Genomic DNA, 26293 nt, shown 5'->3' with positions numbered 1-26293 from the left:
TTTGATTCGAGACCTAAATATAGATACAAAGATAATACCGGTCAAATACTTATCATTTTTTTCTAAAAAATAAGCGAACAGGTACCCCTTCGAGGTCAAAATTTTGCCTTAACTTATTCTCTAAAAAACGTTCGTAAGGCGCTTTTATGTATTGTGGTAAATTGCAGAAAAATGCGAATGTAGGAACCTGAGAAGGTATTTGAGTCACATATTTAATTTTAATATATTTCCCTTTTAATGCAGGAGGCGGATACCTTTCTATTTCAGGAAGAATTACATCATTTAACTGAGAAGTAGCAATTTTCTCGTTTTTACTGTCGTAAATATTAATTGCTTTTTCTATAGCCTGAAAAATTCTTTGTTTTTTTAATACCGATGTGAATATAATAGGAATGTAAGTCAAAGAGCCTAGTTTAGCTTCAATGCTTTTTCTGTAAGCATCAGCTGTTTTGGTATCTTTTTCAATTAAATCCCACTTATTAACCATAAGCATAATGCCTTTGTTGTAACGAACGGCCAAGTTTATTATGCTCATGTCTTGTGCTTCAAGACCTCTTTCCGCATCTATAAGTACAATACAAACATCACTATCTTGTAAAGCTTGGATAGATCTTAATACTGAGTAAAACTCAATATCCTCTTTTACTTTTGCTTTTTTGCGTATTCCTGCAGTGTCTGTAAGTATAAAATCTTTATTAAATAATTTGTAACGAGTATTAATGGCATCTCTGGTGGTGCCAGCCTCATCAGTAACTATAGACCTCTCTTTTCCTAATAATGCGTTCAGAAAAGATGATTTTCCCACGTTAGGTCTTCCTAATATAGATATTCTAGGAATACCCTCTTCTGGATTTTCGGTGCCTTCATCAAAGTGCTTCACCACTTCGTCAAGCAGTTCGCCCGTTCCTGAGCCACTTACAGATGAAACCGGATGAATGTCACCCATACCCAATGCGTAAAATTCATTGGCCATGTGCAAGCGTTCGGTGTTGTCTGCTTTGTTGGCCACTAAGAAAATGGGCTTCTTTGATGAGCGCAGCACATTAGCAAAGTCTTTGTCCAGGTCTGTTAAGCCCGCAAAACTATCTACCATAAAAAGGATTACTGTAGCTTCATCTAATGCTAACTCCACTTGGTGTCTGATCTGACTTTCAAATTTGTCTTCAGAACCTGTTACATAACCTCCTGTATCTATAACGGTAAAATGCTTACCGATCCACTCAGCATATCCATAATGCCTGTCACGCGTAACTCCACTTTCATCATCCATGATGGCTTTTCTCTGTTCAACAAGTCTGTTAAAAAGAGTTGATTTGCCTACATTGGGTCTTCCTACTATTGCTACAATATTTGCCATTACTTTATAGTAATAATTTACTTCTATTCTTTATTAATTGATTAAGAACGATAGCCAAATCGCCTTAGGCTGGCGTCATGTTTACGCCAGTTTTCAGAAATCTTTACAAAGGTTTCTAAATGTATTTGTTTGTCGAAAAATTTCTCTAGATCTGCACGGGCAGCTATTCCCACCTTTTTTAGGGCTTCGCCACCTTTGCCTATGATGATTCCTTTTTGACTTTTTCTTTCTACATAAATTTCGGCACGCATGCGTATGATGGTGTCATCTTCCTTAAATTCCGTAACCACCACTTCTGTGCTATAAGGAACTTCTTTTTTATAGTTCAAGAAAATTTTTTCGCGTATAATCTCTTCTACGAAAAATTTTTCTGGTTTGTCAGTGAGTTCATCTTTTGGGAAATAAGCAGGGTGCTCAGGTAATTTGTCAACAATGCTGTTAAATACCTGATCTATATTTACACCTTCCAAAGCTGATACCATTAAGTATTCCTCTGCTTTCACCAAGCCTTTCCAATAGTCTAACTTATCGCTAGCTTGTGTGCCTTTCGCCTGATCTACCTTATTAAGGATAAAAATGATAGGGAGGTGAATTTGCTTTAATTGGTTTTCTATCTCCTCATCAAATTTCTCATATATATCTGTTACAAATAAAACTACATCTGAGTCTTCTAATGAGCTTTTAACAAACTTCATCATTGAGCTGTGTAGTTCATATTCAGGTTTTATAATTCCGGGAGTGTCACTATAAATTACCTGAAAATTTTCTCCACTAATAATACCCATTATTCTGTGACGGGTGGTTTGTGCTTTAGAAGTAATAATGGAAAGACGCTCACCAACCATCTGATTCATTAATGTCGATTTCCCAACATTGGGTTTTCCTATAATACTTACAAAGCCAGCTTTGTGAGGAGTGGTACTCATTAGAATTTTTCTGCAAAGGTAGTTGAAATATTTAATTGATGCTTGAAAGTACCGAAGATGTGAAAATAATATTGTGTTTTAGTCATTTGGCATGGTGCTTGATCCGGTATTTAAAATCAATCGAAGCCTTTAAAATTAACATCTATGAGTAGAATTTTACTATTTCTAATTGGGGTTGCTATGTTTTCTTGTAGCTCTCGCGAATTTGTTCCATTAAGCTACTCGCCTGAAAAGAGAGATTTGGATGAAATTCAAATAAATGATAATGCTCAATATAGGCTAGAGTATATAGATGAAGACAAGTCATTTTTCATTTTCAGCTTAGAGGTGACCAATAGCTCATTTGATACTTTGTGGATTAATAAAAAGAAAATTAAATGTGTGGCCAGCTATTATCCGATTTTTGATGGGGCTTCTGTTTATGATCAGTATGCATTGTACGCGCTAAACGATTATGAAATATATAACATATATAATGAGCGAGTTCGTAAAGCTAATGGTGCTTTAGCGGTAATAGGAGTTCTGGCAGCAGGCTTAATAGTATACGATGCTGTCAATGATGTGAAAGATGCAGAAGATGAGGAGTGGACTGAACGAGACGTTTACAAGGCAGAAAGGAGAGATGATTTTGTAAATATAGGTTTGTCGGCCCTATGGATTAGTGCTGATAACGTCATTAGAAGTGGAGAGCGAGCGGCTGTAGAGTTGGACTTTCTGCCATACGAATTATTTAATAAGGAATACATATTGCCAAATGAGAGATATTATGGTAAGGTTCTTTTCGAAAAGAAAAATTTCATCAACTATTTTCAAGTGACATTACCTGACAATGAATGCCAGCTAGAGTTCAATTTTAGGAAAGCTGAGCCAAAAGAGAAGAGATTTGTAAAAAAACATCAAAGATAAATATCTGATAATCAATGCTATGTAATTTTTATTGAAAAAAACATTTGCTCTAATGTTGACTTTATGTTTTCTTTTCTTACCTTTGTATTCCCATTGAACGAAAGGGGTCAACGAAACGAAAAAAAGACAAGCGTTTCGATTTGAAAATAAGAATTAAAAATACTAAAAATATAGCGCGGGATGGAGCAGTTGGTAGCTCGTCGGGCTCATAACCCGAAGGCCGCAGGTTCGAGTCCTGCTCCCGCTACCATCAAAGCCAGTTGTTGTAAAACGACTGGCTTTTTTTATGCTCAATATTTTGGAGCACTTCCGCTGTTTTTCGGTAATAGTTATTTTATTTGTGGACCTATTTTAGAAAATAATCCAGTGTTATGAGTAGTGCTAGTGATCAGGAAGTGCATATTAAAAGGAAGTTTACAAAACTTAATTTCTCTAATAAGACATTAAAGGAGCGAGGATTTGTGCAATGCGTTTTTGTGGGGTGTGATTTTTCGAAAACAAGATTGCGTGATGATGACTTTGAAAACTGCACTTTTGAACAATGCAATTTTTCCATGACCATAATGGAAGGAGCCGGATTTAGGGATTGTATTTTTAAGGGGTGTAAAATATTGGGGGTAGATTTTACTACCTGTAATCGGTTGATGTTTTCATTTTCTTTTGATGATTGTCATTTAGATTATTGTGTTTTTGTTGGTGTGCGGTTGAGAAATACAGTTTTTAACAACTGTACCTTGAAAGAGTCTGATTTTTCTAACGCTGATTTATCATCTTCTAATTTCAAGAATTCTGAATTACCTGGTACGGTGTTTTCCAATAGTAATTTAGAAAAGGCTGATTTTAGAACAGCTAGAAATTTTGATTTGGATTTGGATCAGAATAAAATGAAGGATGCGAAATTCTCTTCGTTGAATCTTGCGGGCTTATTGTCGAAGTATAGGCTGAATATCGATTATGGAGATTATTGATTGGAAATAATGATAATAAAAAAAAGCCCTCATTTAGGGCTTTTTTTTATTCGCTAGGTGGTATGTGTGCTCCTGTTTCAATCCATTGTACGAAATAGTTTGAGAATTCTTCATGTGTTAGTGGAGGAGATGTTCGTCCACCTCCCATATTCCATGAGCCAACAACGAGGCCGTCAGAGGTGATATGGGTGATGAGTTCTTTCTTAGATTTTCCTCCATTTTTGGTTTTGTCTAATAGTTGCAAAGCCAATTCGTGCGCACTTTTTCCTTCAAATACCATTTTCATATCAGCAGGAGGTAGGTGCCAGTTAGGGTTTCCAGGAGGTGTATGTGCTCCGGGCGTGTTGGTGGCTTGGTGGCAATTCGCGCATTTCATTGAGTATAGACCTTTCCCGTCTGTACCTCGGGTAACTTCCATGGTATGGAGGTGGCTATCATCCCCTTGTAGTGGAGAGTCTCCCGCGGGGTGACAGTTCATGCATCTTGGGTGCATCAGTACGGTATATACCTTTTGAAATGCTTCTATTGATTTCTTTTTGTTGTTTTTATGGTTGTCTACTGTGCTTACGCTCTTCTGGTAGGTAATGATTATTAAGCCTATAGCGAGTGTTATGCCTATTGGTAGAGTTAATTTAGATAAACTCATAGTTTCTAATTAATGGTAATGTGGTTATGTGTTTTCCTGTGGCAGCATAAATAGCATTTCCTAGGGCAGCTGCGGTTGCAGGTACTGCGCATTCTCCTGCTCCTCCCATCTTTTCTGTGCTGGCTACAATATGGACTTCTATTTCGGGGCTATCGTTCATGCGTAGCATGCAATAGTCGTAAAAATTATTTTGTTTGACTATGCCACTTTCTATTGATATTTCACTGTGCAAAGCCATGGTTAGTCCATAAACTATTCCGCCCTCCATTTGTGCTATAACACCGTCTGGATTCACGGCTAGTCCACAGTCGATACCGCAAACTACTTTGTGTATTTTTGGTTGATTATTAACAAAACTTAGTTCTAAGGCTATAGCTACATAACTGCCAAAGCATTCATGTACGGCAATTCCTTTGTGGCGATTGGTGGGCTTTGATTCGCTCCATTTGTATTTATCGGCCACTAAATTAAGCACCCTTAAGTGTCTGGGATTGTCTTGTAATAGTGTTTGTCGATATTCAAGAGGATCGATTTTAGCCTGAGATGCCAGTTTATCGATGAAAGTTTCCATGACGAAGCCGCTATGTGAGTGGCCCACTGACCTATAATAAGCTACATGAATAGGCTGTGAAGTGGTGGTGAGCTGTATTTTGTAATTAGGTATATTTTTGAAGTACGGGGATCCATGTACGCCTTCGACTGAGGCTTCATCTATTTCGGCATTAGAGAGTGGCTGGCCTACAATGTGATGCTGCCATGTTTCAGGGTAGCCGTTTTTATTCAATGATGTTTCAATGTGGTGTACGAATAGCGAGCGGTAGTGCATTCCTTTCATGTCATCTTCTCTGCTCCATACTAGTTTAATGTGTCTAGTGCTTTTAGCATTTTTGATGATGTGTGCCGCTTCTTCAATAAAATCTGTTTGGGCTCTGCGGCCGAATGCACCTCCTATGTAAGGCGTTTTGATTGTAATGTTTTGGCTGGGGATTCCTAGTATTTGCGCGGTTACGCCTTGTGCTACTTGTGGAGTTTGTGTTCCGGTAGTTACTGTGCATTTTTCTCCATTGAGCTCAATAGTGCAATTCATTGGCTCCATCGCTGAGTGCGATAGGTAAGGCATTATGTAATCTACTTCTATTGTGGAGTTGTTGTTGGCTGCTTTCGGGTTGCCTTTTTCTTCTACCAGTTTTCCTTGAGTGCGCGCAGCAGCTTTATACTCTTCGGCTATTTTTTGTGATGAGAGATTTTGGTTGGCAGATGTGTTCCATTCTAATTTCAGGGCCTTTCTTCCTTGAGTTGCACTCCAATAATTCTCTGCAATTACTGCTACCCCTGTTGGTATATTTAACACTTCTTTTACGCCTTTTATTTTTAATGCATTATTGCTGTCGGCATTTTTTAAGGTAGCTCCAATTACAGGGGCATGAGCTACAACGGCAATAAGTTGATTGTTGCCTCTGGCATCTATAGCGTATTCTGCTTTTCCATTTACTTTGTTGGTAATGTCTACTCTCTTAATGCTTTTACCAATGTAAATCCATTCTTCTGGTTGTTTAAGAGTTACATTTTCAGGGAGAGATATTTTTGCTGCATCACTAGCTAATTGGCCATAAGTGAACTGTTGTCCATCGCACATAATAGTGCCATTTTTTGCAATACATTTATCGGTGCTAACTCCAGCTTTGTTGGCAGCAGCTTGTATTAAAACTGATCGTGCTTGTGCTCCTGCTTTTCGGTATCTATCGAATTCAGAGTATGTTGAAGAGGATCCTGCAGTAATTTGAAAGCCCCAAAATGCATGATTGTAGGCTTTGTCTGCAGGGCTGTGTATAACCTCAATGTCTTTTGGGTTTGAGTTTAATTCTTCACCAATTAATATGGCTAGGGTGGTGAATATGCCTTGTCCCATTTCTACCTTGCTAGATATGATTTTTATCTTGTTTTCAGTAGAAATATGTAAGAATGCGTTTATTGTTGACTCATCATCTTCAGTGGCTTTCTTGCTTTTACCTTTAAGTGGAATGGTAAACGGGATGAATAATCCTGCGCCAATGAGTGATCCTGTTTTTAAAAACTTCCTTCTGTTTACTTTTGATGCTTTCATCCGTTGTTGTTTTTAGCTGCCCAAAGAATTGCTTTTTTTATTCTAGGATAAGTGCCACATCTGCATATGTTGCCGCTCATAGCAAGGTCTATGTCATGCTCTGTGGGGTTGGCGTTCTCTCTCAGTAGTACCGCGGCTGACATGAGCTGCCCTGATTGGCAGTAGCCGCACTGAGGTACGTCAAACTTGAGCCAGGCCTCTTGTAAAATATGTTCGTTATTATCTGATAAGCCTTCAATGGTGGTGATTTCTTTATCGATGGCTCTTTCAAGTTTGGTTACGCATGACCTTACTGCTTCTCCATCGAGGTGGACAGTACAGGCGCCACATTGTGCTACCCCGCATCCGTATTTAGTGCCTGTTAACCCGAGTATGTCTCTAAGTACCCATAATAAAGGCATGTCTAGATCAGCATCAACGGCATAGGTTTTATTATTGATTTTTAACTGATGCATGTTTGTTGGTTAGTTGAGTTGTTAGTATTTGTAAATGTAATTTGATAAGTGTGATAAATAGTTGCGCATATCAATCTGAAAATTGTAAAAATCAAACAATATTTAAATTTCTCTATGAGTGAGAGGGTGTGGTGTGTCTTTAGTGATTAAAACCTATGTGTTGCTGGGGAGATGCTATTTTACTGAAAATATCAATTTATCTCTGCTTTTTTGAGGGATAAAAGTCATGTGTAAGTAAAATGTATTGTATGCATACAAGTATAATATAAATTTCTGATTCTAAATATATGAGCTATCGGTTTGTTGTGGATTTGCTTTTTTCACATATTAATAGGTGGGGTATGTTAAGGGCTGATGGGCGTATGATACGTTAACTAGGTGAGCTTTTAAGGTAACTCACTAAAATACTGATCTGAAAATGGTTAGATTTTAGGTTTCATTGCCTCAAATATTAGAACCAAGTATGTTATGAATTAGATCTATTAAAATCAGCATTTTATAAACCTAAACCTAAAATCCAATGAACCTACTATTTATCACTATTAAGTCTCATTTACAGAAGAGACTTATGTCGCAAGCTTCTTGTTTGGACGCCTTGCAGACGTAAATATTTCATTGCCCACATAATGGAATTTGTAAGAGTATAGAATCAAAAAAATTATAAATAGCCATAGCCTAGCCTCATTAGCATAAATCAATAATTGGAAATAGTGATTTTTTTAGTCTGCGCCATGTCAAATGATTTGGGGCTGAAATATTTGTTTTTCAGTGAATTGCGACTATTGTTTTAATTTATCTATTACTATAGAAATGCTACCAAAAGAGTTCTGAACCGCTCTGATGTTAGTGTTTACCCTGTTGTGTCACTTCTGAGTTAGCGGCAATTTGTAAATCAACTATTAATTATAATTCTTTTAACAGCACAATTATGAAGACGACAAGGATACGTCTTTTGGCTCTCTGTGTGTGTGTTACTTCGGCTTGTCAGGATTTTTTTTCTGACAGAGTGGTGAGTAGCGGTGCATCGCAAGCTAAAGGATGTAAAGGAAAAATTGCGTTCACAGTAGAGTTCTATGTGAACAAGTATGAGGCATTGATCGCCTCAAATTCGATCAGCTACTTATTAATGGGGGTGCCTGATGATTTTACTTAATTGAATAGTGAAGTAGTGTTGTTCTGCAGCTAGTAAATAACACTGATTTACTGTGCCCTTTGGTGAAATGGCAATTTATTCATGATGACACATTCATGTGCCTTTTTAAACCCTCTCAGTATTGACCTCAGTTTTCTGCAGGGGTGCTGTGTGTAGGGTAATTTAAATTACTATTCAGGTTATATCATAAAATATCAAAGTAGAAATCATAATGAAAAATATAAATCAACTTATTGGTGGATTGATGCTGGTGCTTTCGTTAGTGTCAACCTCCATTGTGAATGCTCAGTGGCAAATGAAACGGGCCAATTTAATGACCCAATATGCTGACGATGTAGACCCTCAAAATGTTTTGCCAGAGTATCCTCGTCCCCAATTAGTTCGGGACAGATGGCTTAATCTAAATGGATTGTGGCAATTTCAACCTGCAAATTCTAGAACGGAGCCTTTGCCGGTAGGAGACTTGCCAAGGCAGATTTTGGTGCCTTTCCCTGTGGAATCAGCCATTTCTGGCATTATGGAGCGTCATGAGCAGATCTGGTACAAAAGGAAGTTTAATGTGCCCTCAGCTTGGAGTGGGCAAAGGATAGTGCTTCATTTCGGAGCGGTAGATTGGGAGTCTGAAGTATTTGTGAATGGAAGAAGTGTAGGGGTGCATCGTGGGGGTTACGATCCGTTTAGCTATGATGTTACTGATTATTTGGTGAGTGGTCAGCAAGAAGTGGCGGTGCGAGTGTATGATCCTACGAACGATGGCGGCTATGCACGAGGTAAGCAATCAAAAACTTCATATGGCATTATGTACGCTAGTGCCACGGGTATTTGGCAGACAGTATGGTTGGAGCCATTACCGGCTAAAAGTATTTCAAGTTTAAAATTAATTCCGGATATAGATGCGCAGCGTTTAAACATTACAGTAAATGCTTCAGCTAACACTACTATTGAGGCTGTAGCATATGATAATGGCGTAGAAGTAGCCAGAATTACGGGTAATGCCAATACTAAATTGCAAATGCCTATACCCAACCCAATTTTATGGTCTCCGGATTCTCCTATGTTATATGACCTAAAGGTTTACCTAAGGCAAGGAGGGACGGTCGTTGATGAGGTAACTAGCTATTTCGGAATGCGAAAAATATCTCTTGAAGAAGTTGATGGTGTTAAAAAACTCATGCTAAATAATGAGTTTGTATTTCAGTTTGGTCCTCTGGATCAAGGTTACTGGCCTGATGGTATTTACACTGCTCCTACTGAAGAGGCCATGAAAAATGATTTGCAGAAAATTAAAGCTATGGGGTTTAATATGGTGCGTAAGCATATTAAAGTAGAGCCTATGCGTTGGTATTACTGGGCGGATAAGCTGGGGCTTATGGTGTGGCAAGACATGCCATCGGTTAACTCTTATGTATGGCCTTTTTACCCTGAAATTACTATTGATAGACTGCAGTTTAAATCCGAACTGCAGCGCATGGTTGATGGGTTAATCAGTGTGCCATCTATCATTATGTGGGTAGTGTTTAACGAGCAGCAAGGGCAGCACGATGCTGTTGACTTAACACATTATGTTGAAAGTTTGGACCCTTCAAGAGTGGTTAACCCTGCTAGTGGATCTGGTTGGGTTGATGCTGGCGATATGGTGGATGTTCACCCCTACCCTGCGCCTATTATTAATGGTTTAGAAGATCGGGATGAAGTAGCCAAGGTTATAGGTGAATATGGGGGGATTGGAATGCGTGTGGATGAGCATTATTGGTCGGAGGATGCAGATTCCTATGTAGTGGTAGAAAATCAGCAAGCCTTAGTAAATATGTATTCTGATTTTGCTGATATGCTAAGAAACCACATTATCAATTATGGTTTAAGCGCAGCTGTTTATACTGAAATTACGGATGTAGAGAATGAAATAAATGGATTAATGACTTACGATAGGTTAATGAAAGTGCCTGCGGAGCAAATTCGTGAGATTAATGAATCGGTAACTGAGGTGATAGGAGTGGAGTCATTATTGCCAAATTCTAGTAATGTAGCTCAAACATGGAAATATACTACTAGTAAGCCGGCTTCTGGATGGCCAAATGAAAGTTTTAATGACCAAACTTGGGCGACTGGTGTTGGTGGGTTTGGAGCTGGAGTTCCTAAAATAGGTACTGCTTGGAATACTTCAGATATCTGGCTTAGAAAGCAATTTTATGTAGGCAATATTTCGGCTGATGTTTTAGAGAGGTTAGTCTTCAGTGTATTTCATGATGAGGAATGTGAGATTTATATCAATGGAGTAGAAGCAGCAAGAATAACAGGTTTTAGCACTGACTATGTATTTGCAGATATTAATCAGCAGGCGTTAAATGCTTTAAGGTCTAACAGTAATAATACTATTGCTGTGCATTGTCACCAGACTTTTGGTGGTCAGTTTATCGATGTAGGCATTGTATATATTGCGCATCAGGGTGATGAATATGGAGATAATTTAGCTTTAAATCAGCCGGTATCTGTTTCTTCTACAGAAAATGGCTACTTTCCTCCAGTTTTTGCTGTAGATGGCAATGCAGGTTCACGTTGGGCAAGCCAATATAGCGATCCACAGTGGATATATGTAGATCTTGGTCGTAGGTATAATATTTCTCGGGTAAAGGTTATTTGGGAATTAGCAAAGGCAAGTAACTACCAAGTGCAGGTTTCTAATGATGCTGTTATGTGGACTACCGTGCGTACAATTGCTGACAATACTAATGAGACTAATGATCATCGGGGGTTGTCTGCGAGTGGGCGCTATGTTCGTATTATTGGTACTAGAGCCGCTACAATGTGGGGGTATTCTATATTTGAATTAGAAGTATATGGTACGCCAACTAATGGGGTAGTCTCTAGAATAACGGGTGAGTTAGAGGCAGAATCGGTAATTAAATCTCCTTATCCTAATCCTTTTGCGGAGGATTTAGTGGTGCCGGTGAAGTTAAAAGAAGCCAATGCTGTAAGTGTTATTGTTACAGATTACTCTGGTCATGAGATTAAATCTATTTCTTATGATTTGAATGGAGGAGAGCATAAGCTAGATTTAGGTAATGTATTAAAATCATTAAATAAGGGTGTATTCTTTTTAAAAGTAGATACCCATGAAACTTCTCGCCAATTTAAGCTGATAAAGCACTGAAAATAGACAAAAGAGGCATATCGTTATGCCTCTTTTGTTAATGCTTTATTATTACTATTGAGTGCTTGTGGCTTCCTCTTTAGCTTCAGTTGCAAGTTTTTTTTCAGCTAAAGCTTGAAGTTGTTTTGCTTCTGCTTCTAGTTTGGTTGCAACCTGATGGGTTTTCTCTTCTGCTTGCTCTTTTAGCTCCACTACTTGTTGGAATCTTTCTGCTTTCTTATGTTGAATGGCCGCATAAGATATTGCTGCAATGTTGGTTACTATCAATGCGATGATGATAATGTTTTTTTTCATGGTTATGTTCTGTTAGGTTAATTTATAATAAGATATGTAGCTCCGAACCTAATTAAACGGCTATGAGCTTCGCTGTTGCCTGTGTTCTCACTTAGGTAATTGCTAAAGCCTTTGCTGTAGCCAGTATAGATGCCATACCTGTCTATACTCATATTCATCTGAAGTCTTACCCTGATGACGATGTCTTTGGTGTCCTGCTCTATATGTTTTTTGTAGCGTAACTGCTCTGAATCAACGTAAATATGTTGTATAGAATTAGTGTTGAAGGCGATATCTGCCCCAGTGATAACATCAATTTTAAGTTTGCTGTCGATAATCCTTTTTCCTATGTATGGGAAAGCATTGATGTACTTGAAGTTAAATAGTATTTTTCCTTTAGTGTGCAGGGTATAATTTACAGGGTTATCATACACAGCTATTTCCGTGATGTCTTTTTTACTTCTTAATACCTCATATCCAAAATCGAAGCCAGTAAGCATGCCTTGTTTAGAAACATGTTTGAAGCCTGCACTAATGCCTAAGCAGGTTTCATTTTTAGCTCCATAAGGATTGTTTATGTATCCGGTCTGGTTAGGGCGGTTATAATTTAGAAATGAACTTTTGGTGCTTGAGCTTCCTGAAAATGAAAATAATCCTGAGTTGAGGTTGAGTGAAAGTTCATTAGATTGTGCTATTGAGGTTTGCGCACTAATAATGCCGAAAAGTAAGGTTAAGGTATAAGTTCTCATTTTCAGTAGTTTACACATGGGTAAATTACTATAATTATTTTAATATAAATAATGATGTTGAAATTATGAGAAAATCAATTTTCATAGTTTAAGCCGCTGGTTTTAGTGTTATTTACTAATAACCAGCGGCTTAATTGTTATTTTGAATATTGCTCGTCCGAAACTTTTTCCATCCATGTCACCACTTCTCCATCAACTTCTTCTTGAATAGCTATATGACTCATGGCCTTGTTAGGAGCTGCCCCGTGCCAGTGTTTTTCATTGGCAGGAAACCATACTATGTCTCCAGGTAGCACTTCTTCGATAGAGCCCCCTTCTCTTTGCACAAGTCCTACACCTGTTTGTATAATTAAGGTTTGGCCTGCAGGGTGAGTGTGCCATGCAGTTCTTGCTCCTGGTTCAAAAGTAACTAGAGCGTCAGCCGCTTTGGTGGTCTCTTGCTGGGTAAATAATGGATCTATTCTTACTTCACCACTGAACCAATCTTTGGGGCCTTTAGCAGACTCCTGCTGTCCATTTTTTATAATTTCCATATTTATTTAATTTCTGAGTTTAACTAAAAAAGGCAGGAGATGAACCTCCTGCCTTGTGATTTTATATTTCCTGAGATGTAGGTCTGAATAATATTTCGTTGATGTCTACATCATCTGGCTGGCTGATGGCAAAGGCTACGGTTCTTGCAAAAGAATCAGCTGAAATTGCATGGTCTGCATAGAAGCCCTGAATGCCTTTTGCGGATTCTTCATGAGTGATATGTGCCGGCAGTTCTGTGTCTACAGCTCCTGGAGAAACAATGGTGGTTCTTAAGTTGTAGGGTTTAACTTCTTTTCTTAATCCTTCCGAAATGGCCCTTACAGCATGCTTAGTAGCGCAGTATACAGCTCCGGATGGGGTAACAGTGTGCCCTGCCACTGATGCCACATTTATAATGTGACCTGATTTTTGTTTTTTCATTTGTGGGAGTATTGCTGAAATACCATATAGTACTCCTTTGATATTGATATCGATCATATTATCCCACTCATCCGTTTTTTGGCTTTCTAACGGAGACTGCTGCATCAGGCCTGCATTGTTGATGAATACGTCTACTTTGCCATATTTTTCAACTGCTTTATTTACTAAACTTTGTACCTGATTAACATCGGTTACATCAGTTGTTATAGAGATAGCTTCTCCTCCTTTTTCTACAATTTCTTTAGTAATTTTTTCTATCTTTTCAGTTCTGCGCGCTGCAAGCACTATTTTTCCTCCTTGTTCGGCTAGCAGTCTGGCTGCCGCTTCACCTAATCCGCTACTTGCTCCTGTAATTACTATTACCTTATCTTTTATATTATCTGCCATGTCTATCTACATTTAATTTTATACTTATTCGTTGTCGTACTGTTCATTTGTTACTGGCTCAAGCCAGTTGATTATACCTTTTTCAGTATTGGGAACAATGTACATTTGTTGCATGCCTGTATCATTACTAGCGCCATGCCAATGCTTTGTGTTTGGAGGGCATTTTATCACATCTCCTTTTTTTAGCTTTTGAATCGGTTGCCCTTCAATTTGATGGTAGCCTTCTCCTGATGTGATGATTAAAATTTGACCTGCCGGGTGTGTGTGCCAGTTGCTTCTGGCTCCAGCTTCAAAATATACATTGCCCACTAATGTGGTAAAGGTACTGTCCATAGATACTAGCCCATAATTGTAGGCATTGCCAGTGAAGTGTTCTTTGGGCCCTTTTTCGCCTATTGGGAATATGGCCTCATTATTATCTCGTTTTGCCTGTGGGGTGCAGGCGGTGAATAATAAAAGAATTATGATTTTTGTTGTTGTCCTCATCTTCATTTATATATGTTGAAGAAACTTGTAGGAGGTTAGATAGCAATATGGATTTTTGCTTTTAACCTCATGCAAATAACTGATACAAAGATAGATATGAGGTGGCCTCAGGAGATAAAGAATATCAAATCAAAAATTAAGAATTTCAAACCTCAGAGGTTCGGATGGCTTTGGGTGTTGTGCCTGTTTGCTTTTTAAAAAAATTATTAAAATAAGTAGGGTATTCAAAGCCTAGTGAATAGGCTATTTCACTTATGTTCCAGTTGGTGTGTTGTAGCAGAGCCTTTGCCTCACTTAGAATCCGCTCTGTAATATGCGAAGTAGTTGATTTTCCTGTTATTTCTTTTACTGCTCGGTTGAGGTAGTTAACGTGTACAGAAAGCTGCTGTGCGTATTCCTGAGCGGTTCGGATTTTTAAAGGCTGATCGGGCGTTTCTATTGGGAATTGACGTTCTAAAAGCTCTAAAAACACAGATGTTAATCGAGATGCTGCATTTTTATGCTCTTCAAACTTGTCTGAAGGTTCCATCTTCATTGCCTCATGAATGATGAGGTGGATATAATTACGGATTAAATCATCCTTGAAAGCATAATCAGACTTCTCTTCTTCCAGCATTTTATTGAATAAGCTATTGAGGAAAAGACGCTGTTCTTCTGATATTTTTAAAATCGGGGTGCCTCCCAGCTTAAATAGCGGGGACTGTTGTAGGCTGTTAGACCTATCGCTCATTTGGATAAACTCTTCAGAAAATAACACGGTGTAGCCTACGTAAGTGGTAGAAATTGTTTCCCAAGAATATGGGATATGCGGGTTGCCAAAGAACAAAACCGTGCCTTCATGTTCGTAGCTTCTTTCGGCATAATGAATAATGCTTTTCCCTGTTGTTAGGCAAATTTTATAGAAATCTTTACGGCTATAAATTTTGGTAGCATTTCTGTCTTTTTCAATTTGAAATACTTTGAAGCCTTTAAGTTTAAGCTCATTGTTAAATTCTGATACACTGCGTTCTACTTTGCTTGCCATACTTGTAAAGTTAAGGAAATCAAATCTTTTTATGAGATGTGCTGGGGCAGTATCCTGCTTCAGGTATGCTAATGCCGTGAAGTATTGGTATTGCCTTCTAATTTTGGTTTAACTTTGGTGTGTATAAAATAAACGAGGTTTATGGAACAAGAGCTAGCTAAACACGACATTCTTGTGCTGGATGATGTTAAATTATTAGTGAACACTTTTTATGATAAAGTAAAAACTGATGATTTATTGGGGGGGATTTTTAATGGAGTAATTCAAGATCGATGGCCAGAGCATTTAGATAAAATGTACCGATTTTGGCAGTCTATTCTTTTAGGGGAGAATACTTATAATGGACGGCCTTTTCCTCCACATATGGAGCTGCCCATAGGTAAGGAACACTTTGATAGGTGGCTGAAGTTATTTTTTGATAATATTGATGACCAGTTTACTGGTGAAAAAGCACATGAAGCTAAATACAGAGCTTATAAATTAGCTCAGATGTTTCATTCAAAAATTGAATTTTTTAGAAATCAGGAGGCCAAGTAATTGGCGTTGAATCAGAGGATATGAAAATATTACCAGTTAATAATGATGGACTGTTGCACGAGGTAGAGCGTGTGGCTAATATCATTTGGACAGAGCATTATACACCTATCATTGGAGAGGGGCAAGTGAAGTATATGCTAGATAAGTATCAATCTTTTGCGGCCATGAAGCAGCAAATAGCCGAAGGTTATGAATATTATATGGTTGTAGATGAAGATGACCAAATTCAAGGGTATTTGTCTGTGCAGCTTAGAGAGGAAGGAGATATACTCTTTTTAAGTAAAATCTATGTTTTGTCTACTAGCCGCGGAAAAGGCATTGGTAAAATGCTAATGCAACATGCTCAATTATTGGCCACTCAAAAAATGGCCAAAAGCATTAGGCTAACAGTAAATAAAGACAACTCAGGAAGTATAGCTGCATATCATAAAATGGGATTTGTTACTGCAGATGCTATAAATGTAGATATCGGGCAGGGATATTTTATGGATGATTATGTAATGGAGCTTAAGATTGCATAAAATAAAATAAGCTGCCCTGAGCAGCTTATTTTATTTGTTTTTAATAATAAACAGAAAATTTAGCATTAGTGATTTCTGCTGTAGCTGTGCCTATTGCTTGAACAGCCTTAAATGTGAATGTACCTTCAATAATCTTATTGTCGGTGTCATGCTTGGTAACGGTTAATGTACCTGTAGAGCCTGAGTAATAAGTAGTGTCTACGGTATAAGTAGGAGAGAAATCAGCTAGTGCATACTCGCCAGTAGTAATGTCTTTGGCTACTTTAATGCCAATCGTTTTATTGTTTTCAGAATCGATAAAGCTAATATTGATTTTTCCACTGATTACAGGAGCTAATACAGTACTATAGGCATAAGTGCTGCCATCTACGTCAGCTTCAAAAGTGCTTTTTTGTTCAGGTAAGGAGATATTACCTCCGTAGCTTACTTTATTAAAAGTACCTGAAGTAATCTCTATAAGGCCAATAGTGGGCTCAAAGCGCTTTACTTTACTGCTAAATGTACCGCTTACGGTTTTGTTTTCAGTATCTAGCTCAGTAATGGTTACGGTGCCAATATTGTCCGAAGTGGCTGTAGAAATGTTGTTATAAGCATTGTCATCAGTAGAGGGAGTGTAAGAAACTGATGCCTGAGAAGAAAAGTCTCCAGTAACGGAGTAGCTTTTTACTTCAGCCTTTTTTAAAATTCTTATAATTAATTCTTCGCCATTATCATTTTCTGCCTTTAATGACAAATAGCCTAAGGCATAATCAGCCGATATGTTGCTAAATGAAGTTGCATTTCCGCCTAAAGTAGCTTCTATGCTGCCTGAGCTAGCCTTTGGATCGTCATCGTCAGAGCACGAAAAAATTAAAGTTGAAAATAAAGCCAATAAAACTAGTTGTAGTTTGTTGTTCATTTTAGTTTGATTTGGTTTTTAGTCTAAAAACGAATATAGTTTTTTTGATCAATGTTTGAATCAAAATATTGCTATCATTTTGTTGAGCAAATAAAGAGCCACTTTTAATCTCTTATTTGTAGATCATTAGTTTTAACTATTTTTGTGCTGTGCAGAAAGATATATTGCTAATCACCCCGCCATTTACTCAGCTCAATACCCCTTATCCGGCTACTCCGTATATCAAAGGATTTTTGAATACTAAGGGTATCAGTAGCCATCAGGTAGACTTGGGAATAGAAGTTATTCTAGAGCTTTTTTCCGCCAATGTACTAGCTCAAATATTTGAGTATGGTGAATCTAGCATGCAATCTGATAATGCAATGCGTATCTTTTCTTTGAGAAAGCGATATATACAAACTGTAGAGCCTGTAATTAAATTTTTGCAAGGGAAAAATAATACCCTTGCAAGGCAAATTTGTACTTCTAATTTTCTTCCTCAGGCATCACGCTTTGCTCAGCTAGATGATATGGAGTGGGCTTTTGGTAATATGGGTATGCAAGACCATGCTAAGCACTTGGCTACTTTATACCTAGAAGACCTTTCAGATTTCATTATTGAGTGTGTGGATGATAATTTTGGGTTTAGTCGTTATGCTGAGCGGCTGGGCAGAAGCGCAAATGCGTTTGATGAAATGCATAATGCCTTGCAGCAGGCTCCTTCTTTTATTGATGAATTGACCCTGCACTTGCTCGAAGAAAAAATAAAGCTTAGTAACCCGTTATTGGTATGTTTTTCAGTGCCTTTTCCGGGTAATTTATACAGTGCTTTTAAGTGTGCTCAGTTTATAAGACAATATTACCCTCACGTAAAAGTGGCCATGGGAGGTGGGTTTGCTAACACAGAGCTGCGCTCTGTTAATGATGCTCGGGTTTTTGATTTCTTCCATTTCATCACTCTTGATGATGGTGAATTGCCTATCGAACTTTTGGTAGACCATGTTAAAAATCCTACATCTGACATAGCTTTAAAACGAACCTTTATTTGTGATGCAGGTCAGGTTATCTATAATAATTATTCTACAAGGGCTGACTATAAGCAAAAGGATGTTGGCACTCCTGATTATTCAGATCTATTTCTCGATGAATACATTTCTGTGATTGAAATAGCTAATCCTATGCACAGCTTGTGGAGCGATGGCCGTTGGAATAAACTGACCATGGCTCACGGTTGCTATTGGGGTAAATGTACATTTTGCGATATCTCTCTAGACTATATTAAAATTTATGAACCTGTTGCTGCTCGCATGCTGGTAGATAGGATGGAGCAGCTGATGGAGCAAACTGGCGAAACGGGTTTTCATTTTGTAGATGAGGCCGCACCACCAGCATTGATGCGCGAAGTGGCGCTAGAAATTATCAGGCGTGAATTAGTTGTTACCTGGTGGACAAACATTCGATTTGAGAAAAGCTTTACTTTTGATTTGTGTCAATTGTTAAAAGCTTCGGGGTGTGTAGCTGTTTCCGGTGGGCTGGAGGTGGCTTCTGGCCGGCTTTTGAAATTAATAGATAAAGGCGTAAGTGTTGAGCAGGTGGCCAGGGTAACCCGTAATTTTACCGATGCCGGGGTTATGGTGCATGCTTATTTAATGTATGGATACCCTACCCAAACGGTGCAGGAAACTGTGGATAGCTTAGAGATGGTTAGGCAGTTATTTATGCTGGGTATTATTCAGTCTGGTTTTTGGCACCAATTCGCACTTACTGCTCACAGCCCTGTAGGCCTAAGTCCAGAAGAGTTTGGCGTGGTTCCTGATGTAAAAGAAATAACATTTGCCAATAATGATGTGCAGTTTAAGGATAGCACAGGTATAGATCACAGTAAATTTAGCTTTGGACTAAAAAAGTCGTTGTTTAATTATATGCACGGCATGTGTTTTGACTATCCTTTGCAAGATTGGTTTGACTTTAAAATTCCTAATACTACCATCGCGGAAGATTATATTACCAATTGTATAGAATTTGAAGAATTTCCTGAGCCAAAGGCCAATGCAAAAGTAGTATGGACGGGTGGTGAAGCTGAAATTGTACTAACAGGGAAAAAGAAAAGAGGCGAGGAACTAGTGCTTTTTAGCATTCATACTAATAAAGATACTGCCGAAGTTAAAATGGCGAAACGTGAGGCCGAATGGTTGGCGAGCTTGCTGTATTCAATGTCTCCCGCTAATGATAAATTAATGACATTCGGGGTGTTTCAAAAGCTATACGAAGAGGCTTTTGATCATGATTTTGAAGAATTTTGGTATTCTCCTGCCATTGATTCTCTTAAAGAAAACGGCTTGCTTATTTTATAAAATAAGCCGGAGTATTCCGGCTTTAGTGATCTCTATTTTACCACGGACTTTCGTGGTTGTTTTTATCATAATCATGGCTAAAATATTTTCCAGTAGGGCCATCTTTATCAATTAGGGCATATTGAGATACAAATTTGGCGGATGCCTCTACAGAAAAGTGGCCACCATGATTGTTGAAGTCCGTAGCGGTGAAACCTGGATCAACGGCATTAATTCTAAAATCTTTTAATTCAAATGCAAGAGCTATGGTATATGCATTGAGAGCTGTTTTTGAAGGGCCATATGCCGCAGATTTATAATTGTAAAATTGCCAATTTGGGTCTGTTTGAAGTGTTAAAGACCCTAAACCCGAAGTAACATTCACTATTACGGGATTGTCTGAGTCTTTAAGTTGTGATATAAAGGCTTGAGTGGCCGAAATAGTACCGTAAAAGTTAGTTTCAAATGTTTTTTTGATGGTTTCTATATTGGTGTTGGAGGCAGCTTGAGGCATGCCACCATTGATCCCAGCATTGTTGATTAAAATGTCTAAATGCCCTTGTTCTGATTGAATCTGGGTTGCTGCATTTTTTATGGTCTCAGGTTGAGTAATATCAATGGCTACCGCTTTTACATTGCTTAAGCCTTCATTATTTAATGCTTTTACCGCTGTTTCCCCCTTGATGATATTTCTGCTTCCTATGTAAACGAAAATTCCTTTCGAAGCTAAAATTCTTGCAGTTTCGTACCCAATACTTTTATTCGCGCCAGTAATTAGTGCAGTTCTCATGTGATTTATTTTTTAATGATAATGCAAAGCTATGGTGCAATGGGCTGCCGCTCGCTGGACTCTTTTGCGTATTACTGGTACATTTTTCGGATTGCCGCTCTGTAGCTCATCGGGGTGGTCTCTGTATTTCTTTTGAAAAACCTATTGAAATAAGCAGGGTCATCAAAGCCTAATTCAAAAGCTACCTCTTTAATGGCAAGGTCTGTATGTAAAAGTAACCTTTTGGCTTCTAGTGTAATACGCTCTTGTATATGCTGTATTGCAGATTTTCCTGTTTGATCTTTTACTGTTTCACCCAAATGGCTGGCTGTTATATTGAGCATTTCGGCATATGTACTTACCTCGTGGTTGGCTTTGTAGTATAGCTCTACTTTAGAGGTGAAAGATCGCATGAGCTGATGCGTACTCGCTTTTTGTTTTGATGTTATTTGCTCTTTATACAATCGGCTTAAATATATCAGAAATGTCTTAGTGTAAGACTGAAGCATGTTGAGCTGATAGTCGTCATGGTGTAGGTATTCATTTTGTATCTTCTGAAGCAAATCCTCTATATACTCGCTGTCTTTGGCGGTAAGTGATAGTTCATGGCCATTGTATGGATTTTGAATTATTGGTAATTCTTCAAAAGATGAATTTTCCTCTAAGGCCAAAAACTCTTTTGTAAAACTGAGTATGTAGCCCGACAAGGGTTTGGATTCTTCTTTTAAATGTACCTGAGTAGGCACTGTAAAATACATGGTATTGTTCTTTAAAATGTAAGGCGTCATGTCAATCCAGTGTTTGCTAGAGCCTGATAAGATATAAGCGAAGAAATAATAATCTTTTCTGTGAGGGGTGAGGAAGTCAGACCGAAACTGCGTAGTGTCATACTGGCTTTTGCTGATTTTAAACAATCTGTTACCTGTCCTGGGATCAGGTTCCATACTAATTTTTTTGATCTTATGATCATTTCGGTCTATTGCACTATCGTTCATGATGGTTGCTTCTGTAGTAAAGGCTTCTGATAATACTGAAACGCTAACCGCTAAAATTGGTTGGCTGTACCATATCTTATTATAGGGGAGATAACGCTATAGAATAATTGTATATTTTTCACGATGCGGGAAGTATTTGCAATTTTTAGGGAAAAATGATCATCAGTGAAAAGGGGAGCAGTTGTAATCTTTGCTAAAAGCTTAATAAAAACTAAAACCCAAGAAAATGATGACAAATAAATTTCAAAAACTGCTGCTGTGCGCATTATTGCCACTAGCCATACTCTCTTGCGATGATGATGACGATAGTAGTTCAACACCTGATAGTATGCAGTTTGCACATACCATTAAAGTGGAAAACGTATTAGAAGGAAAGGCCTTAGTGCAGTCAGGTAAATTTGTGGGTACAGGAGAAAATGCCCCCCTTACGTTTCCTGGGGATTCTGCTACTATTACCTTTTCAGCAGCTAAAGGTCAAACTATTACTTTCGCAGCCATGTATGGGTGGAGTAACGATTTGTTCTTTGCGCCTGAAAACCCTGGTATTGCAGTTTATGATAACCAGGGCAATCCTATCGAAGGTGATGTTTCATCACAAGTAAAATTATGGGATAACGGAACCAGAGAAAATCAGGCTCCTGGTGCAATGGTCAGCCACCCAGGCACAGCCGAATCTAAAAATGTGAGAGAGGTAATTTCTACAGACGATCAGGGTAATACTTACCTTGCAGCATCTAAGCTTTTAAGTGTAAGCTTAAAATATGATGGAGATTCATATTTTACACTTACGTTAAAAAACATTTCTGGAGGTACTGATAATGAAACTCCTGTAAGTCCGGGTGTATGGGCTGTGTCTTATATAGCTGGTGGAGACTTATTGAACGACACTCCTCTGTATGAAAAAGGAATGCCATCTTACGAAGGGCTTACAAAAATAGCTGAGACTGGTGATAATTCTGTTATCTATGAAAAAGTAGAAAATGAAACAGGCGTGTTTACTCCTTTATCTCCAATACTAGTAGTAGTTTATAATGGTGTAGAAAATCCTTTATTTAAGGAAGGAGAGAAAGATAGAGGTGAAGGCCTTGCTGAAATAGCACAATCAGGAGATGCTTCTGTGTTAGCTGCAAGTTTAAATGGAATAGCAGGTATTAAAGATGTTTATGTGCTTGCTGAACCTAGCACTACAGTGCTTTTACCTTCTATAGCTGGCGCTGCGGGTGGCATGGTGTCTCAGGAGTTAGACCTTGAAAGTGGAGACCGTATAGCCATTGCCACTATGTATGGGTTTTCTAATGATTGGTTCTTTGCCTTTGATAACGGAATTTCTGCTGAGAAAACAGGTGATTTTTCATCTCAAGTAAATCTATATAATGATGGGACCTCACTAGATCAGTTTCCTGGAGCTGGTAATGCACAACTTAACCTTGGTGGACAGGTAATAGAAGAAGATGTAGTAATTAGCAAAGTGCCAAACCCCAATGCATTTACTACTTTGCCCAATAATATCGTAAAAGTGACTTTAGAATAATAAACGGCCTTTGTTTGAAGATAATTTAGGTTTTGTCAGGGGGAAGTCTTTTTCCCTCTGATTCCTATTTTATATTTCGACCTTATCAGAATATATTCATGCGATTTGTAGACAAAAATAGTGGAGGCATCTTAGCGTTGCATTTTAATAATCCTGACCTTATAGGTAAAGGCATGCTAAGAGGAAAGACTGAGCCTTTTAATACTTTGATTTTTAATAAAGGGGAGGAGCAGACTGTAGAAGTAGATGAAATTCCTTATAAAATGCCTAAAAACGCTATCTTGCCACTGGTCGCTAATGAAACCTTTACTTTTGAAAAGCCTCATGAGGTGTTTGCCTGGCAGTTTAATCGTGAGTTTTATTGCATAGTAGATCATGATGCTGAAGTAGGGTGTGTAGGCTTTTTGTTTTATGGTATAGAGCATCCCTTCTTTGTTCAGCTAGAGCAAAATGATGTAGATATAATACTTCGGTTGCATGAGCTTTTTTTAAATGATATGCGGGATAAAGATGAGCTGCAAGGCGAAATGCTACGTACTGTTCTAAAGCGGCTTATCATTCATATTACAAGAATGGCCAAAAAGCAATCCGAAAACTATAAGTCATTTTCTAATGAGAAGATGGATATCATTAGAAATTTCAATGTGCTTTTAGAAGGTCATTATCAGCAAGAAAAGGAAGTGAAATTCTATGCAATGGCTATGAATAAATCTCCCAAAACACTGGCCAACATATTTGCTATGTGCAACTATCCATCTCCTTCCAAGCTTATAAAAAAACGAGTGATTCGAGAGGCCAAGAGATATGCGCTCTATACTGACAAATCAGCTAAAGAGGTAGCTTACCTTCTCGGGTTTGATGATGCTGCTCATTTTAGTCATTATTTCAAAACCAACGTGGGGGTGAGCTTTAGTGCGTTTAAGCAAGAAAACGCACTCACTTCTTAAAAAAACTGTACTTTAACCTGCTTAACGCTCTATTGTATAATATCATCCGCAATGAGAGTGTTTGCGTACAAATACGTTTTCTGGTCGTTTTGGGGCTTTGTGTGGTACTGTTTTATATTGATCTTTAGCTTCAATATGAAATGATGCAGTCAACCTAAACCCACACCCCATTTACTTAAAAGCGGCTTTTGCCTTACCCAACTATGCTTATAAGTATGGGGTGTTTTATGGTCTCATCATTCATGGTTTAAATAATTACCTAAATCAAAATGATGTTATGAAAACAACTTTACTTAAAAGGCTGCTGTCGGCAGTAGCACTTTTTTCGCTGATGTTGATGTCAGCTCCCTCTTGGGCGCAAGTGTCTTGTTACCAGATAGTAGGATACTTTCCTTCATGGTCAGGTTCTCCCTCAGACCTTGATTATAGTAAATACACGCACATTAACTATTCTTTTGGTATTCCTAATGCTAACGGAAGTGTCTCTTCTATTGACAATAGTGGCAAATTGGTAGACTTGGTAAATCAGGCTCATGCTAATAATACTCAAGTGTTGTTGGCGATAGGGGGCTGGTTGAGTTCTTCGCCAAGCAATACACCTTTTGAAAATATTGCTTCAAATGCTTCCTCTATCAATAATTTTGTTAACACATGTCAAAACCTAGTAAATCAATACAATCTTGATGGTATTGATATTGACTGGGAATACCCCACTACACAAACGCGATGGAACAACCTTATGAGGCCATTGGCTACAAGGCTTCATAGTATGGGTAAAATAGTTACTGCGGCAGTAGCCGGAGGTCAGTATTATGGTCAAGGATATGGAGACCTTTCTATGCTTGATTTGGTTAATATTATGGCTTATGACTGTAATTGCCCTACTAACTCACCTTATTCTTCTGCGGTAGAGTCTTTAAATTATTGGACAAGTCGTGGCGTGCCTCAAGAAAAAAGAATGCTTGGTGTGCCTTTTTATAGCAGCGATAATACTACCGCAATTCATGTGCAAAAGGCCAACTTAGCTAAGGCTAGTGCCGGTGGTATTATGATCTGGGAAATATCAGCATATGGAGATATCAATGCTATTTATAATACTTTGGGTAATGTGTGCTCAGGTGGAGATACGCCTCCTTCAAATACTTATGCGGCTATACCTGGTACTGTCTGTGCATCAAGCTATGCCGAAATGAGTGGCGTTCAAAAGGAAAGCACTAATGATGGTAGTTGTGGACAAAGTGTAGGTTATATCGATGCGGGTGATTGGATGACCTTCCCAGTAGATGTGGCAGTAGCTGGTACCTACACGGTTAATTACAGGGTGGCTAGTGAAGCAGGTGGTGGATCTATAAGGTTAGAGCAAGCTGGAGGTTCAGGTTCAGTGTATGGAACTCTTGATGTACCTACTACTGGTGGTTGGCAAAACTGGACTACCATTTCTAATGAAATTGATTTACCTGCTGGTAAGCAAAAAATTGGATTGGCGGTTCCATCTGGTGGGTTTAACCTCAATTATATTGAATTTGAAAATGCTGCTGGTAGCGCATATATCCAGGCTGAAGATTATGCTTTCATGAGTGGTATACAACTCGAAAATACTACCGATGATGGTGGAGGTCAGAATGTAGGTTATACTGATGCTGGTGACTGGATGTCATATGACCCTGTAAATATACCTGCAAGTGGAGTGTACACTATTGCGTACCGAGTGGCAAGCCAAGAAGGTGGAGGAGTGATACAGCTTGAGCAAGCTGGTGGAACGGGCACTGTATATGGTACTGTAAATGTACCTGCTACTGGAGGCTGGCAAAATTGGACTACCATTTATCAGCAAGTGAATTTAACGGCTGGCAACAGATCTTTCGGAATCAAAGTAGTTGCGGGAGGATTTAACATTAACTGGTTCTCTGTAACACCGGCTTCGGGCGCTGCTAGAATGTCTGCCCAAACCATTGCCGTTGAAGAGGCAGTGGCTAAGCCTTATCCTAATCCATTTACTAATGAGGTAATTATACCTGTGGCATTGTCTGATATGAAAGGTGATTTCAAATTGAGTATTTACAATGCATCAGGAAAAGAAATAAAAACTTTTGGAAAAGAGTCATTGAAGTCTGAAGAAGCTAGGGTTACCTGGGATGGTACAGACCACCGTGGGGCTAACCTTGCTAATGGAGTATATTATTACAAACTGATTACTCCAAATGGTTCAGTTTCTGGAAAGTTATTAAAGGCGCAGTATTAAAT

24 protein-coding genes and 1 tRNA gene are annotated in these 26293 nt (G+C 38.4%); 11 read left to right on the top strand and 14 right to left on the bottom strand.

Annotated elements, in window-relative coordinates:
• Positions 1–52 precede the first annotated feature (52 nt).
• Both der and era read right to left on the bottom strand, forming a co-directional pair.
• Positions 53–1357, bottom strand: a complete 1305-nt coding sequence (gene der, locus ACXACQ_RS02440) for a ribosome biogenesis GTPase Der (RefSeq protein WP_474974331.1) — start codon at positions 1355–1357, stop codon at positions 53–55.
• 41 nt (positions 1358–1398) lie between these two features.
• Positions 1399–2283 carry a GTPase Era gene (gene era, locus ACXACQ_RS02435; protein WP_474974330.1) on the bottom strand — a complete coding sequence of 295 codons (885 nt, stop codon included), beginning with the start codon at positions 2281–2283 and terminating at the stop codon, positions 1399–1401.
• Positions 2284–2427: 144 nt separating this feature from the next.
• On the opposite strand from era, the gene ACXACQ_RS02430 reads away from it, so the two are divergent.
• From ACXACQ_RS02430 to ACXACQ_RS02420, 3 genes are all read left to right on the top strand, one after another.
• On the top strand, positions 2428–3189 hold the full coding sequence (locus tag ACXACQ_RS02430; protein ID WP_474974329.1) for a hypothetical protein: 762 nt from the start codon (positions 2428–2430) through the stop codon (positions 3187–3189).
• A 174-nt stretch (positions 3190–3363) separates the two neighbouring features.
• Positions 3364–3439 (top strand) — tRNA-Met (locus ACXACQ_RS02425).
• Between the two features lie 121 nt (positions 3440–3560).
• Entirely contained in the window at positions 3561–4157 is a 597-nt protein-coding gene (locus ACXACQ_RS02420) for a pentapeptide repeat-containing protein (protein WP_474974328.1), read from the top strand.
• Between the two features lie 46 nt (positions 4158–4203).
• Here ACXACQ_RS02420 and ACXACQ_RS02415 read toward each other — a convergent pair whose 3' ends face one another.
• The 3 genes from ACXACQ_RS02415 to ACXACQ_RS02405 are packed head-to-tail and all read right to left on the bottom strand — an operon-like array spanning position 4204 to position 7362.
• Entirely contained in the window at positions 4204–4803 is a 600-nt protein-coding gene (locus ACXACQ_RS02415) for a hypothetical protein (RefSeq protein ID WP_474974327.1), read from the bottom strand.
• Positions 4790–6907, bottom strand: coding sequence for a xanthine dehydrogenase family protein molybdopterin-binding subunit (locus tag ACXACQ_RS02410; RefSeq protein ID WP_474974326.1), 2118 nt, complete (start codon positions 6905–6907; stop codon positions 4790–4792). The genes ACXACQ_RS02415 and ACXACQ_RS02410 overlap by 14 nt, the downstream gene beginning before the upstream one ends.
• The gene (locus ACXACQ_RS02405) at positions 6904–7362 is read right to left on the bottom strand and encodes a (2Fe-2S)-binding protein (RefSeq protein WP_474974325.1); all 459 of its coding nucleotides are present in this window, start codon (positions 7360–7362) and stop codon (positions 6904–6906) included. The genes ACXACQ_RS02410 and ACXACQ_RS02405 overlap by 4 nt, the downstream gene beginning before the upstream one ends.
• Before the next feature lie 928 nt (positions 7363–8290).
• On the opposite strand from ACXACQ_RS02405, the gene ACXACQ_RS02400 reads away from it, so the two are divergent.
• On the top strand, positions 8291–8515 hold the full coding sequence (locus ACXACQ_RS02400) for a hypothetical protein (RefSeq protein WP_474974324.1): 225 nt from the start codon (positions 8291–8293) through the stop codon (positions 8513–8515).
• A gap of 211 nt (positions 8516–8726) precedes the next feature.
• Positions 8727–11666 carry a galactose-binding domain-containing protein gene (locus ACXACQ_RS02395; protein ID WP_474974323.1) on the top strand — a complete coding sequence of 980 codons (2940 nt, stop codon included), beginning with the start codon at positions 8727–8729 and terminating at the stop codon, positions 11664–11666.
• A gap of 54 nt (positions 11667–11720) precedes the next feature.
• Here ACXACQ_RS02395 and ACXACQ_RS02390 read toward each other — a convergent pair whose 3' ends face one another.
• The 6 genes from ACXACQ_RS02390 to ACXACQ_RS02365 all read right to left on the bottom strand — a co-directional run bounded on the left by ACXACQ_RS02390 (position 11721) and on the right by ACXACQ_RS02365 (position 15539).
• Positions 11721–11960 carry a hypothetical protein gene (locus ACXACQ_RS02390; RefSeq protein WP_474974322.1) on the bottom strand — a complete coding sequence of 80 codons (240 nt, stop codon included), beginning with the start codon at positions 11958–11960 and terminating at the stop codon, positions 11721–11723.
• A gap of 17 nt (positions 11961–11977) precedes the next feature.
• Positions 11978–12688 (bottom strand): hypothetical protein, encoded by a 711-nt coding sequence (locus tag ACXACQ_RS02385; RefSeq protein WP_474974321.1) that lies wholly within the window; start codon positions 12686–12688, stop codon positions 11978–11980.
• Between the two features lie 137 nt (positions 12689–12825).
• Positions 12826–13221, bottom strand: coding sequence for a (R)-mandelonitrile lyase (locus ACXACQ_RS02380; RefSeq protein ID WP_474974320.1), 396 nt, complete (start codon positions 13219–13221; stop codon positions 12826–12828).
• Positions 13222–13282: 61 nt separating this feature from the next.
• Entirely contained in the window at positions 13283–14029 is a 747-nt protein-coding gene (locus tag ACXACQ_RS02375) for an SDR family oxidoreductase (RefSeq protein WP_474974319.1), read from the bottom strand.
• 24 nt (positions 14030–14053) lie between these two features.
• Positions 14054–14515, bottom strand: coding sequence for a cupin domain-containing protein (locus ACXACQ_RS02370; RefSeq protein ID WP_474974318.1), 462 nt, complete (start codon positions 14513–14515; stop codon positions 14054–14056).
• Positions 14516–14660: 145 nt separating this feature from the next.
• Complete coding sequence (locus ACXACQ_RS02365; RefSeq protein WP_474974317.1) at positions 14661–15539, bottom strand: helix-turn-helix domain-containing protein; 879 nt, start codon at positions 15537–15539, stop codon at positions 14661–14663.
• Between the two features lie 141 nt (positions 15540–15680).
• Between ACXACQ_RS02365 and ACXACQ_RS02360 the strand changes: the two genes are divergently transcribed.
• Both ACXACQ_RS02360 and ACXACQ_RS02355 read left to right on the top strand, forming a co-directional pair.
• Positions 15681–16076, top strand: a complete 396-nt coding sequence (locus ACXACQ_RS02360; protein WP_474974316.1) for a group III truncated hemoglobin — start codon at positions 15681–15683, stop codon at positions 16074–16076.
• A gap of 20 nt (positions 16077–16096) precedes the next feature.
• Positions 16097–16597 carry an N-acetyltransferase family protein gene (locus ACXACQ_RS02355; protein ID WP_474974315.1) on the top strand — a complete coding sequence of 167 codons (501 nt, stop codon included), beginning with the start codon at positions 16097–16099 and terminating at the stop codon, positions 16595–16597.
• A gap of 40 nt (positions 16598–16637) precedes the next feature.
• Here the strand turns inward: ACXACQ_RS02355 and ACXACQ_RS02350 are convergent, their stop codons facing one another.
• Positions 16638–17495, bottom strand: coding sequence for a DUF6252 domain-containing protein (locus ACXACQ_RS02350; protein WP_474974314.1), 858 nt, complete (start codon positions 17493–17495; stop codon positions 16638–16640).
• A 149-nt stretch (positions 17496–17644) separates the two neighbouring features.
• On the opposite strand from ACXACQ_RS02350, the gene ACXACQ_RS02345 reads away from it, so the two are divergent.
• The gene (locus ACXACQ_RS02345; RefSeq protein ID WP_474974313.1) at positions 17645–19828 is read left to right on the top strand and encodes a B12-binding domain-containing radical SAM protein; all 2184 of its coding nucleotides are present in this window, start codon (positions 17645–17647) and stop codon (positions 19826–19828) included.
• A gap of 37 nt (positions 19829–19865) precedes the next feature.
• Here ACXACQ_RS02345 and ACXACQ_RS02340 read toward each other — a convergent pair whose 3' ends face one another.
• Together ACXACQ_RS02340 and ACXACQ_RS02335 are read right to left on the bottom strand one after the other, a co-directional pair.
• Positions 19866–20597: an SDR family NAD(P)-dependent oxidoreductase gene (locus tag ACXACQ_RS02340; protein WP_474974312.1), complete on the bottom strand. Its 732-nt coding sequence runs from the start codon at positions 20595–20597 to the stop codon at positions 19866–19868.
• Positions 20598–20668: 71 nt separating this feature from the next.
• Positions 20669–21520, bottom strand: a complete 852-nt coding sequence (locus ACXACQ_RS02335) for a helix-turn-helix domain-containing protein (RefSeq protein WP_474974311.1) — start codon at positions 21518–21520, stop codon at positions 20669–20671.
• A gap of 277 nt (positions 21521–21797) precedes the next feature.
• Between ACXACQ_RS02335 and ACXACQ_RS02330 the strand changes: the two genes are divergently transcribed.
• The 3 genes from ACXACQ_RS02330 (at position 21798) to ACXACQ_RS02320 (ending at position 26291) form a co-directional block, all read left to right on the top strand.
• A complete protein-coding gene (locus ACXACQ_RS02330) occupies positions 21798–23102 on the top strand; it encodes a spondin domain-containing protein (protein WP_474974310.1) in 1305 nt (434 codons plus the stop codon).
• 98 nt (positions 23103–23200) lie between these two features.
• Complete coding sequence (locus tag ACXACQ_RS02325) at positions 23201–24049, top strand: helix-turn-helix domain-containing protein (RefSeq protein ID WP_474974309.1); 849 nt, start codon at positions 23201–23203, stop codon at positions 24047–24049.
• A 277-nt stretch (positions 24050–24326) separates the two neighbouring features.
• Positions 24327–26291 (top strand): carbohydrate-binding protein, encoded by a 1965-nt coding sequence (locus ACXACQ_RS02320; protein ID WP_474974308.1) that lies wholly within the window; start codon positions 24327–24329, stop codon positions 26289–26291.
• The last annotated feature ends 2 nt before the right edge of the window (positions 26292–26293 follow it).

This window comes from Fulvivirga sp. AWR4_260 (assembly GCF_056158185.1).
The sequence above is the reverse complement of the archived record's forward strand: the minus strand, read 5'-3'. Positions and strand labels throughout refer to the sequence as shown.